This window comes from Roseburia sp. 1XD42-34 (assembly GCF_009917385.1).
Lineage (GTDB): Bacteria > Bacillota > Bacilli > Bacillales > Amphibacillaceae > Virgibacillus.
Map to the genome: position 1 here is coordinate 1 of NZ_QWLJ01000060.1, position 13,505 is coordinate 13,505.

The 13,505-nt window shown below is 36.4% G+C and carries 11 protein-coding genes; 4 read left to right on the forward strand and 7 right to left on the reverse strand.

Annotated elements, in window-relative coordinates; translation table 11 throughout:
* Both D1839_RS20595 and D1839_RS19160 read left to right on the forward strand, forming a co-directional pair.
* Positions 1-195, forward strand: a 195-nt coding sequence (locus D1839_RS20595; protein ID WP_207667472.1) for a hypothetical protein, incomplete at its 5' end; no start/stop codon positions are given.
* A 184-nt stretch (positions 196-379) separates the two neighbouring features.
* Positions 380-1,459 carry a glycosyltransferase family 2 protein gene (locus D1839_RS19160; RefSeq protein WP_120381394.1) on the forward strand — a complete coding sequence of 360 codons (1,080 nt, stop codon included), beginning with the start codon at positions 380-382 and terminating at the stop codon, positions 1,457-1,459.
* A 251-nt stretch (positions 1,460-1,710) separates the two neighbouring features.
* On the opposite strand, the gene D1839_RS20600 is transcribed toward D1839_RS19160, so the two are convergent.
* The 5 genes from D1839_RS20600 to D1839_RS19185 all read right to left on the reverse strand — a co-directional run bounded on the left by D1839_RS20600 (position 1,711) and on the right by D1839_RS19185 (position 7,432).
* Positions 1,711-2,361, reverse strand: a complete 651-nt coding sequence (locus tag D1839_RS20600) for a hypothetical protein (RefSeq protein WP_183030282.1) — start codon at positions 2,359-2,361, stop codon at positions 1,711-1,713.
* Between the two features lie 626 nt (positions 2,362-2,987).
* Complete coding sequence (locus D1839_RS19170) at positions 2,988-3,554, reverse strand: hypothetical protein (protein WP_120381396.1); 567 nt, start codon at positions 3,552-3,554, stop codon at positions 2,988-2,990.
* Between the two features lie 41 nt (positions 3,555-3,595).
* Entirely contained in the window at positions 3,596-4,960 is a 1,365-nt protein-coding gene (locus tag D1839_RS19175; RefSeq protein ID WP_120381397.1) for an IS4 family transposase, read from the reverse strand.
* 369 nt (positions 4,961-5,329) lie between these two features.
* Positions 5,330-6,013: a collagen-like protein gene (locus tag D1839_RS19180; protein ID WP_158589706.1), complete on the reverse strand. Its 684-nt coding sequence runs from the start codon at positions 6,011-6,013 to the stop codon at positions 5,330-5,332.
* A gap of 537 nt (positions 6,014-6,550) precedes the next feature.
* On the reverse strand, positions 6,551-7,432 hold the full coding sequence (locus D1839_RS19185; protein ID WP_120381401.1) for an S-Ena type endospore appendage: 882 nt from the start codon (positions 7,430-7,432) through the stop codon (positions 6,551-6,553).
* Between the two features lie 522 nt (positions 7,433-7,954).
* Here D1839_RS19185 and D1839_RS19190 point away from each other — a divergent pair.
* Together D1839_RS19190 and D1839_RS19195 are read left to right on the forward strand one after the other, a co-directional pair.
* Positions 7,955-8,539, forward strand: coding sequence for a hypothetical protein (locus tag D1839_RS19190; protein ID WP_120381402.1), 585 nt, complete (start codon positions 7,955-7,957; stop codon positions 8,537-8,539).
* 62 nt (positions 8,540-8,601) lie between these two features.
* Positions 8,602-9,576 (forward strand): glycosyltransferase family 4 protein, encoded by a 975-nt coding sequence (locus tag D1839_RS19195; RefSeq protein WP_120381403.1) that lies wholly within the window; start codon positions 8,602-8,604, stop codon positions 9,574-9,576.
* A 1,150-nt stretch (positions 9,577-10,726) separates the two neighbouring features.
* On the opposite strand, the gene D1839_RS19200 is transcribed toward D1839_RS19195, so the two are convergent.
* Both D1839_RS19200 and D1839_RS19205 read right to left on the reverse strand, forming a co-directional pair.
* On the reverse strand, positions 10,727-11,989 hold the full coding sequence (locus D1839_RS19200) for a glycosyltransferase family 2 protein (RefSeq protein ID WP_120381404.1): 1,263 nt from the start codon (positions 11,987-11,989) through the stop codon (positions 10,727-10,729).
* Positions 11,986-12,762 (reverse strand): hypothetical protein, encoded by a 777-nt coding sequence (locus D1839_RS19205; RefSeq protein ID WP_120381405.1) that lies wholly within the window; start codon positions 12,760-12,762, stop codon positions 11,986-11,988. The genes D1839_RS19200 and D1839_RS19205 overlap by 4 nt, the downstream gene beginning before the upstream one ends.
* Positions 12,763-13,505 lie beyond the last annotated feature (743 nt).

Here is a 13,505-nt window from a genome sequence, read left to right on the forward strand (position 1 = left end):
CTCTTTTTAGATTTAAAATTTATTTTCATAATAGATGGTGGCTCGCGCTCTAGGCGAGCCATGGTGGTTTCTTATCTTCTAAAAAATCCTTCAATTTCTTCCAATGTTTTTCCTTTCGTTTTAGGAACCATTGTGGATACGATAATGCCCCCACCATTGCACATGCGGCAAAGGGTTAGCTTTCCAATGTTGTGAAAGTCATTTTACATTCTAAATGTATTAAATTTGGGTGAAATACCTACCCAACTATGAATTAGCATGAATATATATAGAGAGTGACCTACGTTAACTCCAATTAATTAACATTTATCTGTCGTTGTCCTTATGCTGAGTGGCGGCTTAAATACCTTATATTCAAAATAGACAGGGAGGAGAATATATGAAGACAATCAGTTTATCTATGATTGTAAAAAATGAAGAAGAAGTATTGGAACAGTGTTTATCTAGTGTAGCTGATATATGTGATGAAATCATTATATTGGATACTGGTTCAACCGACCAAACAAAAGAAATTGCAGCAAAATTCACAGATAAAGTTATAGATTTTGAGTGGATTTATGATTTTTCCGCAGCAAGAAATAAATCCTTTAGTTACGCCACTAAAGATTTTATTATGTTCTTGGACGCAGATGATGTCGTTCTTCCAGAAGACCTTGAAAAATTAAAGCAATTAAAACAAGAGTTAACGGATAATATCGATGCTGTATCCATGTACTACCACACCGCATTCGATGATCAAGGAAACCCGACCTTTAAGTTTAGAAGAAATCGTTTAGTGAAGCGGAGTAATCATTTCAAATGGTATGGTGCGGTCCATGAATATTTAGAAGTAAGTGGTAATATTTATTATTCCGATATAGCAATTACTCATCGCAAACAAGATAAATCCTTAAATCCATCTGCTAAAGGGCGTAACCTTGACATCTATGAAAGACAGCTAAAAAAGGGAATTACATTTACGCCTAGAGAAATGTTTTATTATGCTAACGAATTAAAAGATCATCAATATTTTGGAAAGGCAATCGATTACTACCATCAATTTTTAGATACGAAGCGTGGCTGGATAGAAGATGAAATTCGGGCATGTATTTATATAGCAGATTGCTATAAAGCCTTGGGTAAAACGGAGCAGGAGATAGATGCCTTATTACAATCTTTAAAATATGATTTACCTCGACCAGAAGTTCTTTGTAGACTTGGTGATTATTATAAAAATCAATATAAGTTTCATCAAGCTATTCGGTGGTATATGTTAGCCCTTACTATAGAGGTTCAAGATGATTCTGGGTTTACGAACACTGCATACACTACTTGGTATCCACATATACAAATGTGTGTATGCTATTGGCAATTAGGAGATAAACACAAATCACATGAGCATCATTTAAAAGTGAAAGAATACAATCCACATTCTCCTTTGGTAAAGAACAATGAAAAATTTTTTGAAGATTTTAAGTGACCCCACCCACTCATAAAAACATGGAATAACACCAATTTTTTAGCGGCCTCCATCCTGCTTTTATAGGAGCAAGGCCGTTTTATCTTTTTATATGAAAGGAGCTGCTTTTTTTAACATGAAAATACTCCCCCCTAACTTAAGTTAAAAGGGAGAGATTAACTAGTTATTTATGGCACTTTTAAAATTAAAGAAAGACACATAAATTAAGGAAAAAGCTTTTAACACTACATGGATGGCTAGTAGTAAATAGTTTAAAAAATACGAATTACGGTTAATCGGCTGGAAGGTCCGTTTGTTATAGCTCCGATATTCCCTCCAATGGTGATTGCAAATGGCCCAATATTATGAAGGCTGATCGTATTCCCAGCAGTTAAATTTTCAAGTCCAAACGCTACAACTTCCTGCCCGGAAGTAGTTCCGTAGTTTGCACCGTATAATCCAAAGGGGTTTACGATATTATTATTAATCGCTATTGCGACACCAAAAGGACCACCGGAAGTGGAAGATGGCATTAATGCACCAATTAAATAATACGTTCCAGTTTGTTGAACAGTTAAAGTATCAATCCCGTTAAACGTAAAGTTATTAGAAAGAAGTCGACCGGGAGTGTATCCAACCTTTGCCCCGACGTTTACAGTTTGCGGTTGATAAGATGATAAGTCGGCAAACGTGCCAAATGCCCCACCAGTCGGACCAGTGTCTCCAGTCGGACCAGTGTCTCCAGTTGGACCGGTCGGTCCAATATCTCCTGTAGGACCCGTCGCTCCAGTTGCACAAGATATATTATTAATAACATTACATCCGCCACAACCAGGGCAGCCAATGCCAAAACAGCTACCAGCATTACTAACATTAGCAAAATTACGATTATTCTTATTATTTTGATTTAATCTTATTCGCATTTACTTATTATTCTCCTTTCTCCTAAAAAAAATTTACTTCATAATAATATATGAGCAAATAAAAATACCGTATAATACAACTAACCTACAATTACACAAGATGGTAAAAATTTTTGCTAACAAATCTATGGTGAGGATAAAAAATGAGTAGTTGTATCATCAGTTCATGAGGACCTATTGCGTTTGTTACTATATCTCCTGTTTGAGTAGATCTAATTATGGTAGGATTTGGGTAGGATTTACTTTTGGCTAATCGATACTTTTCGTTTACTCCATTTATAGTAAATTCTTTATTATATTCTACTTCTTGAAAACTAGTGTTTTTCATATATAATTTCTCATCTTCGTGTACGATTACGATGGAATAAAATCTGTATGTGATCATTTGAACTAGAAAGGGGCAAAACGTTAATTAAATAATTCATAGATAGGCAGGCATATTTTTCTTATTTCCACATGAAAGCTAAAAACAAACCATATATAGCTTTTTGCATTTGTTAAACAAGCTCTCGTCTTCAGCGAAGCCCATATATATTTAAGAAGGTGATCCGACTCATTAACACAGGAAAAAGGAGACATGCTAACCTTCATATCTAATTTTATTTGCAATACTTTATACTTGTTAACTAATCCGCTATTTTTACAAGCGTGATACTTGCTGCATTTGGCCCATTAAAAAATTGATTAGCGGATGCGGATGTAACAATCAATGTTAATACATCACCAGCTGCAAATCGAAGTAAAACTGTATTTGAACGCGGCTGTTTCCTAAAGCTTACAGAAGTAAATATAGTCGTAGTCATGGTAGAGACAGGGAGGGCAGCACCGCCGTTTATATTTAAAGCAAAGGAGACCTGGCTTGCAGACAGATCATCTTCTGCGCTCGCCATGTAGGATACGGAGTACAAACCAGCCGTGTTTACTTGCACCCCTCCAGTTCCAGTCAATACCAGATCAGCTGTAGTATTTGGCCCGGTGGTTAACAAAGGAATAATGGCATTAGCTGCTAAAACTCCAGTAGCAGTTGATCTATAAAACTGGCCAAAGGTCGTAGCCGCAGGACCTGTGGGACCAGTTGCTCCAATTGTTGGAGTAGGACATTTTAAATAATTAATTATTTTACGTTTGCTACAATTAGAGGAAGTTCGATTATTATATCTACTGCTAGCAGTAAAACGATTCCTTTTATACATCTTTGCTATCTCTCCTTTCTGCACTTTTTTTTATTAATAACTCAACTTTCGCAGAGTGAAATCGGCAAATAAGCCTTGATATAACTAGGAAGGCTAGTGACCCACTGCTCAAGTTGACTTTGGATTAACTTTCTGATTCTTTTATTTGTCTGTTTTAATGCGTCCTGAAAAAGCTCGATTAACTGCTGCAAAGCAACAGCCCAATCAAGTTCATTGACTTCATCACACAACTCGTAAAAAAGTCCGCCGAGTGTGCGCTGGTCAACGTGACAGCGATTTTGCCACGCAAGAACTATAAAACGAGAAAAAACAATGGTTGTATGACTAATAAGCGCATCATATGATCGGCTTTGAAACTCTTTCTCGAGTTTTAAGAGGGATTTGGCCGTCTTAAAGAAGACCTCTATATTCCAACGCATGCCATAGATTCGGATGATCTCTTGGTCGGTAAGTCTGCAGTCGGTACTCAGGATGGCAAGCCATTCACTTCTTTTGTTTCTGTTTCGAATGAAAATAACCTTAACAGGTGTCCCATTAGCCATCACTGTATGGATGGAACGAAGCACTCCTTTCTTTTTTCCCTGTACTGGTTGAGCCATGCGGTAGAGTTGCTTTAAAGAAACAGGGTTTCCATTTACGATATAGCGCTGCTTTGTTTCTTTGACCATCCCAATCACATCCAAGCCTTGCTCAACAATCGCTTGGACCAATGGCGGCAGTGTGAACCAGGAATCCATGAGGACATAACTAGCGTCCACCCCATTAGCCAGAGCGCGCGCAATCATGTCAGGAATTTGTTCAGGAGCTGATTGCAGGGCATTTTCCCGGCGCTTGTAGCCGCAGGTACGTTTGTCAATCTGCGAAGAAATCCCATTGATTTGAGATTTCTTTGAACTTAGAAGGGAAAAATCAATTGGTATGAATGTGCAGCCATCAGACCATCCCAAAGTCAGCATTCGAAATCCTTTGTAAAAACGCATTTTAAGAGAAGCGTGGTCAAAGCAGCGTGCCAGCAATTCAACCTTTTTACTGCGGTTTCGATCATAGGCGGAGTCATCCAAAATGAAAACTTTGGGACGTTTCTTATCGGTCAGGCGAGTGACCTTTTGAATGGTATGAGAACTTAAAAGCAAAAGAAAACGGCGCCAATTAAACGTTGACTGATTTAAGAAACGGTAAACCGCATCTTTGCCTGGATATTGATCAGCCTTCTTTGAGTCAAGAAGGGAAAACCAGTTTCTGTGTTGGAAAATCAAACTAAATACAAGTTCAAATAAGTAAGCACAACTGAAACCAAAAAATTTTTTAATACCTGCCTGACGTAAGTCCTTTTTCATTTCAAGCTCAGAAAAAACAGAATCAAGTTCTTTCGGCAGTTGATTATGTTGGCTTGTTTGATCTATCATAGTAAGAGACACCTCTTCTGTGGTAGTGATTTCGTGATAATCTCACTATACCAAGATTGAGGTGTTTTTTCATTTTTTACCAAGGTTGTCAAGCAATAAATTCGATAGAGCATTAACTCAGTAGTCCCAACGATTAGTACTTATTTTGTTGGTGCGAAAGTTGAGTTAATAATGTATTACAGAATAGAAATTATGCGTGATTATTCTACCCAAAAGAAAACTTTGAAACGGATAATAGCATACTTTTCCACCATAAAAAATCGCTCTTGTTTGCCTCCAAATCCAATCTAGATATGAATTATCTTCTTTACTTTTGGTTTATCCAATTTAATTTACTTGATCAATGTAACTGCTAGTTATATATTTTAACTAATTCGCTACTTTTATAAGTGTAATACTTGATGCATTTGGTCCTCTAAATAATTGATTAGCTGTGGCTGATATAACAATCAACGTTAATAAATCTCCGGCTGCTAATTGGAGTAACACTCGATTTGTACCAGGCTGTCTTCCTAAATCTATAGCAACAAACGGACTTACAGTCACAACCGAGACAGGAATAGCAGCGCCGCCATTTACGTTTAAAGCAAAGGAGACATCCCCTGCATTAACATCATTTTCGGTATTTGCCATATACGTTATTAAATATAAGCCAGCCGTATTTATTCGAACGCCCCCTCCAGATAATACTAAATCCGCCGTAGTATTTGGTCCAGTAACTGTTAAAGGAATAATGGCGTTTTCTCCTAAAACACCTGTTTGAGTTGGTCTGTAGAATTGGCCGTATGTCGTAATAAATGTGGGACCAGTGGCTCCTGGGGGGCCCGTTGCTCCGACTTCTCCTGGGGCTCCTGTTGCTCCTGTTGCTCCAGCTTCACCAGTCACCCCGACAGGGCTGACACCTCCCGTTTCACCAGTTGGACCAGTTGAACCAGTCGCTCCGATTGGCGGGCTTGGGAACTCTATGAAATTTATTACTTTACAGTTATTACATTTAGAACAATTTTGACCTTTATAGGTGGTCCTAGGAAATAATTGTTTTTTTCTAAACATATCCGCTGGTCTCCTTTCTATATATATTTATCCTTAATAATAATGTATTATAGGAAAAAAATTATGCGTGATAACTTAACCTAAAAGGAGAATGAAACAAAACACAAATAGACTGTAACGCCAAAATTGATAACTGAATTAATAGAAGGAAACGAGAAGGAAAAATGAGCTTTTAAAAGAAAACTATGTAAACTTTCTATGTGGGGTAAGTAAGAAGGAGGGATAAGCGAAAGGAGACGATCAATGAGTCACATTGGGAATGGACAAGTAAAAAGCAGTTCCAGTGTAACATTTTCTTCATCAACGATAGTAAAAACTGTTAAAATCGACTTAGACATTTACGCTATACGGATAAGCCCACCCATTTTTATCATTATAAAAATGCACGTATCGAATACACTATTGTTTTTAAATTATTATGTAGCATTTAAGTTGCATAAGACCTAACTAAAAAGTTAGGGGCTACAGCTACTTAAATGCGTAATGGATGGAGTGGCATCATAGTTCTCTGAGCGGTAAAAATTTAATACATACTTTTTACATGGGACAGGGAGTACGTGAAAAAGTTGCCACACGTGGCTCACACCAGTTTCCCGATAAGCGAATGGTAACAGGAATGGTTGCAAAAACGCTAAGACACATGGAAATGCGAATACATAATTCTGCGCAAGGACCACAAAGTTCTACAAAATTGACCTTACAATTGAAATCAGAAAGCTTACATTCAATAGACGTTCCTGTAGGTGCACACAAATACACGGTTTCTGCATCCCAGAAAGGTAGTACACATTGCCCAAGCAGATCGCCCATGTCGTCAATAAATTGAATCGTGATAAATGCTTTCACCACTATATCCACCTCTTGCAAAGTTACTGTTTCGCCATTTATAATGAACTCTTTGCTGATACGATTATCCGGATCTGATTGTTCCTCACAACATATCGCGTTCTCGCTTCTTGGGTCAATTTGATTTCCTAGAGCATCTGATAAGAAGCAATTGATTTCGAATTCTGGTGGGTCATTATTTTGGTTCGCAGATTGGATATATAGACTTCCACTGCAATATACAATGCCTGTTTCTGCTTCACATTGTACTTCCACGGATTGCAGATCAGTGAAAGGCGCACTATAGCTTTCTCCGCCACTTAATGTTGTTATATAAATTCCATTTACAAACAAATTAATATTTCCCGTACATTGGTCAGAGATGGTGACTGTATAGTTTCCAGTAAAATCATCTACATTAGATCCATCCCAAATCAACGCTCGTGTGCCATCACAAGGAATATTAAAATTGATACAAAAATCTCCCTGTTCCCCGTTACTTATAGATACACACTCTTTAGCTTTAAGGTTTATCATTTGGTTAATCCAGTCATAAACTTTCGTTACATTCATGCAATGTGTTTCAACATTCATACTACTGTCTCCTTTGTCAAACATATATAACCCTTGTTAAATGCAGATAAAGACGTTGTAAAGCCTTTTATATGCAAGGTTTATGAAAGAATAGGTTTTTAAATCTCTGGGTACAAACATTAATAGAATTTATACACATATATTTATACGATAACAGTATATGCTTCAAGCGAATAAATGTATAGTTGTTTATCTAATTTAAAATTTGTCAAATTGCTCATGTTGCCAAGTCTTTTTTTAAAGTCATATTTTATGAAGTGAATCTCCAATTAATAAAGGAAAAGAACTAATCAAATGAGCGACTCGGACATTGGATGTCTCTCATGCTAAAACTTCTTATTAGGAGATTTACAACACATTTAGATGGTGACAACGAATTAAAAAATGCAATTAAATATGAATACCAGTACTTTACTAAGGATTTTGAGCATAATCATAAATAGAGAAAATATTATAAAATGAGGAGGAGAATTTTCCGGTGTCCTGATTGTGATTATCTACCAAAGTTGAGGTGTTTTATTTATGCCAACAAGCTGGTATCAAGCTACCCCTGCGATAATTGATTTGGTATTACTCGATCACCCAGCATCTATTTTAGATGTTGGAATAGGTTTTGGAAAATATGGTGTGCTTCTACGTGAAGCATTAGACATACCATATGAGCGGTACGAGAAGAAAGATTGGCTTGTCAAAATAGACGGTATCGAAGGTTTTAAACCATACCAAAATCCGATTCACACTTATGTATATAACGACATGTATTATGATGAAGTTTATACGACCTTAACTAAATTAAAACAAAAGTATGATACCGTGCTTCTTATCGATGTGCTAGAGCATTTTGAGAAACAGGAAGGGTTCCAGTTGTTAGAAGACTTATTAGAAATCACCAATACCTCCTTAATCGTATCTACACCCATTCATCCAGCACCTCAAGAAGACTATTTAGGAAATACATTAGAACGGCATAAAAGTCGTTGGTCCGTTGTGGATTTTTCCGAATTTGATTATCACTTTAGTCAAGTTAATGTTAACGGTAATGGGGCTAATATTATTAAAATATATCCACGTAAATCAAAAAAAAAAAAAATGATTCACTCCAGTTAAGTAAAGAACCGTTAAAAATAGGTTATCTTCTCCCTCATCATGGTTTAACTGGTGGCGTAAAGATGCTTCTTAATCAAATGGAAAAGCTTAGAAAGCGCGGCCATCATATAACTGCTTTTTTTAAAGGAGACAAGGAGAGTAGTGTTCTTCCCCCATGGAGCGAAATATCAGTAGATAAGGAAGTATTAGTTCCTACACATGAATTGGTAGAGCAATATACAAAAAATTGCGACCTTGTTGTAATAGGATGGATTTATCAATTATTAGAATTTATAGGGAAGGATACAAAGGTTTTCTATTGGGAACAAGGACATGAATCATTATTTGGGGACATTCCAAATTATGCCCAAATCCCTAGTATTAGACACAGTTTAGAAGTTTGTTATCAAGCAGGTATACCTATAGTGAGTGTGTCTTCCTTTGTTGCCAAAGTATTGAAAGCTAGATACTCGCTCGATACACCTGTTATAACGAACGGAATTGATATCTCTTTGTTTAAACCAAAGCATCATTCAACAGCAGCTCCTCCTACAATTTTATTAGTAGGCAGTCCAAGTTTACGCTTTAAAGGTTTTACGGATGCATTGAACGCATTAGAGCACGTTTGGAATAGTGGTTTACGTTTTCAAGTTAAGTGGATTTGTCAACACAGTACAGAACATAATACATTATTTCCTATTACGTATATTGTTCAGCCACGACAAGAGGAAATTGTAGAAATCTATCAGCAAGCTGACTTGCTTTTATTTACTTCTTGGTATGAGGGATTTGGGCTACCTCCATTAGAAGCAATGGCTTGCGGAACACCTGTCGTATTAACAAATAGTGGGGGAATACAAGAATATGCAGTTCATAACTATAATTGCTTGCTCCATTTCCCAAGCGATATTCAAGGTTTAGCTAAAAGTGTAACTGAAGTTTTAACGGATGATCTAATTAAAGAACGGTTACGAATAAATGGCAGAACTACTGCTGAGAAGTTTAACTACGACCAAGTTATCCCTGAACTAGAAAACTACATGCGATCCATGCTTTAAAGACCCAAAACATGTAGGTGCTCTATGAACAAAGGCGCAGAGAGCCCGTTTAGCAACGTAGCGACTGGAGCTAAGCAACTCAAAGTTTTAGGGATCATGCCCCTGCAACAGGAGTATGCTGACGTCGGGCGGCAATCCCGTTTTTAGTCGGCCTTCCTCTTAACCTTGAACCGATGATGGCTTATCGTAGGGCGATTCGTGAAGTCGCCTAGTTGCTGGGTGCTGGAGCCGGACGTGGCTAAATAACTTCGTAAGTTTATCCACAGCTGCAAAATTTTATAATTTCCATTATTCCTAATTTTGGAACAAGATATTTTCGCTTGACTTTGAAATAAAAAGTTTATGCAATGCTAGTGTTATTTCCTAGACAAGAACAAAACTCAAGATCTCAACAAAAAAGTCTTGAGGTTTGAAACAATTCAAATATGCTAGCCATGGTGCTAGCATATTTGAATCGATGTATATTTTTTTACTGTATCTATAAAAAACAGGCTATTAACATATTAGGAAAGATGAATATGTCATCTGCTGTCTTAATCCATGAAGGAAGTACTTTATTGGTAATGGATTAAGAATGGTGTTACCTGTAGATACCATCCCTAAAGATAATTAAAAAAACAACGTACTTATACGTGATTTAAATAAAGTGAAACTTCATTCAGTAGGAGTTTTCTTCCATCTCCTACTGAATGTTAGTACCACAAGGAGATGACCTAAAGGCCCTTGAACGAAGCGGCCATTTAGGGTGCCGTTTTCTCTCAACTTAGACCTTTTTTATCGACTCAAGATTTGGAAGTGGAGTCTTAGGGTACATTACATGCGGTATAAAAAATCGGGATAAAAGATAAACAAGTAAAATATGCGATATGAAAGCAAGATTGGTAAAGCTTTATACAAAAATCAAAAAGCAAATATGACCATCCTGTAAAGCGAAAACAAAACGAGTACACAGCTACCGAATGCAGTTGATTCAAGGGACAAATCTATCCATCCGTACAGATTACTCTCCGAAAAAAGAGAGCTCTATGTACACAACGTTTTATGAACATTTAATGGTGGATCCGTATCAAGGCTCCAGGCGCCCATTTAGCAACATAGCAACTGAACGAATTTGAGGTAAAGTGAAAGTAAGCTTTCCAGCAATGGCGTCTTAAGTGCTCTTATCACCCGCCTCAACTTGTTCCGATCGGTTTTTAAAGCGATTTGTTTTATCCCACTGAATAGTTTCTTTTTTTATAAACCTTTTCCATAAATAAATAACTACACTTCTCACCAACAGAAGCACAAAAAATTGCGCATACGTAAAATACATAATAATCGCGACGGTTACTTTTATTGGTGATACATCTTGATCGACTACAATCGCACCAATTAGTTGTGAAGTATAGACAATATAACTCATAAACCAGAGCATCAATACTGGAATAGCGAACTTTGGTTCAAACCAGCCTAATAAGCCCCCGATAAAAAACATATGAGAGAATAACAATAGAAACGCAAAAAACAGATAAAGGGTTAGATGCTGCATCGATTGATGGAATGCTTTTTTCTGCCAAAATTTAAGAGAAGTAAACACTTTCTCCAGCAAATAAATATTTCCAATCAACCATCTAGTACGTTGTTTTATAAATGTTTTTAGCGTTTCTGGTTCCTGTTCCCATGTCTTTGACTCCACTTCAATCGGCAATAAGTAACCTGCTGCAGTTAATCGAATAGTCAATTCAGCATCCTCTGCCAATGCATACATATCATACCCACCAATTTCTTCAATAATGTGGCGTTTTAGCAACATATTCGTACCAGGTAAAGAACCAATTTTAAATAGCTGCCATCTTCCACATTGCATTAACAGTTGAAACACTTGAAACTCTAGAGCTATCATTTGTGTTAAAAGATTTTTGTATGCATTTTTCGTTTTCACATAGCCAACAGCCCCAGCCGCATGTGGCGTTATTTCGGCTCTCTCTACTAACAAACGCACAGCATCAGGCTCTGGTTCGTTATCTGCATCATATACTAGAAAATATGTTGATTGGATCAAGGATAGCCCATAATTGAGCACTCTCGATTTTCCTTTAGGTTCGCCATGTGGTACTGGAAGGTAGTGAATTCTGCTAAATGTTTTCTGAAAGTCCTTTCCAATTTGAGCGGTATTATCTGTTGAATTATCGTCTAATAGATATATATTCAAATCGCCAGGATATTCCAATTGACTCATTGCATGTAACGTATTTTGAATAACGATTTCTTCATTATGTGCGGGTATTAGTATAGAAACGGATGGATACGATTGAAGCCGAGATCCTTGATTTTGTTTCTTTACCCGAAAGTAAACACCCGCTAGCATTAACATGGAATAAAATAATAACAATCCCCAAAAGAACGCCATAATTACAATTAATATTATATTCACAAGCTGCTCTCCCTCTCATGCAACAAAGAATCCAACGTCTCTTTAAGATTTTCCGTTTCATACATTTCTATATGATAAGGAAGAGTAAGAAAGTTAATATTCTCTTTCATTGTTTTGATGATACGATTAATTACGATTTTACAACCCACTTCATCTGTTCCTTGAAGAAAAATGAAGACACTTTCTTCGGTTGGAGATGTAACGAGATCAAACTGTGATCTAACTGTTTGAAGACAGGCTTTAATAAACTCTTGGCGTAAAGAAGCTTGTACCACTAAAGGTATATCCTTTTTCATTGTAAATAGTAACAATTGACCTTTTTCCCCACGACGACGCATCCCCGTTTCAATGAGAAGTCCACGCTCTTTAAATTCTTGAAGTGATAAAGCTTTTGTCTGTGCATCGTATTTTTCCAGATGCTGCAAGCGCACTTGCAGTTCTTGTAGTTTCTGCTTAAACGAGTTTAAATCGTGGATCATAAGCCAGCTTAACAATAAAGAAATTGTCAATAGTACATGTGCTAAAATATATTGATATTGTCCCTGATCATGTATTTGCTGATTAAAAGCATATATGGTTAAAGCAAAACCATATATAAGAATAGTCGTTAATAAAATAAAGAAATTAAAACTGGTTCTAAAGCCAGTCATTATGAATAATACTACTAGAATAATGCTGATTTGAACAAAAAATAAGGTAGGGGGGAATATCAATTGAACACCGACAGAAAGAGCCCAACAAGCCATAAGTATATATAATCGTTCATTCTTCAAATCGTAATCACTCCTGATGTCAAAATAAAGCTGTACTATATTTGGATTTACGAGCAGTATAAGGTCTGTGCATCCACCTTTCACATAACGATTGAAATGATAATATTTAGAAACAAAACCTCGGAATAAAAAGACTGACCAGCAACCTAGTTTAAGGCAATATATATTGAAGTAGGATTTACGGTACCTCATTTACTATAGATAACAGATCCTTATAATATCATACTATAAAATAGATTTTATAGGCATTTATACCTAAAAATGCTTTGGTAAATTGTTACTTATAGCTCTTCCCACACACTGCTACTTACCTCTCTTTACCTTGATAAGCTTCTTCGTATTATTTATTCTGATAAGAAGCATTAACATTCGAATTGATTCAATATAATTTTGAAAAAACAGCTATGATTGAAAGATTTTATATAGCATTGGTAATAGTACCTGTATGAAGCGAGAAATGGAAATTACAGTACTCCTAATTCATTTGTTTTTATGTCTTATTATTTGTGAGGTATAGTAAAACTAACATTCTATTAAACATGAATGAAAGCCCACATCTTATAAAGTGATATGCTCCCAATATGGTAGAGAGAGAAATAATAAAAACTCTAACTTTGTGGGGTCACTACCCTATATTGGGGGCATTTTCTATGACTAAAAGAAGAAGTGGTATGTCAACACTTAACTAGACAATTTTTTTAAGGTATTTTCTTTAAATTGAATAGGTGTTATATAGTTTAGGT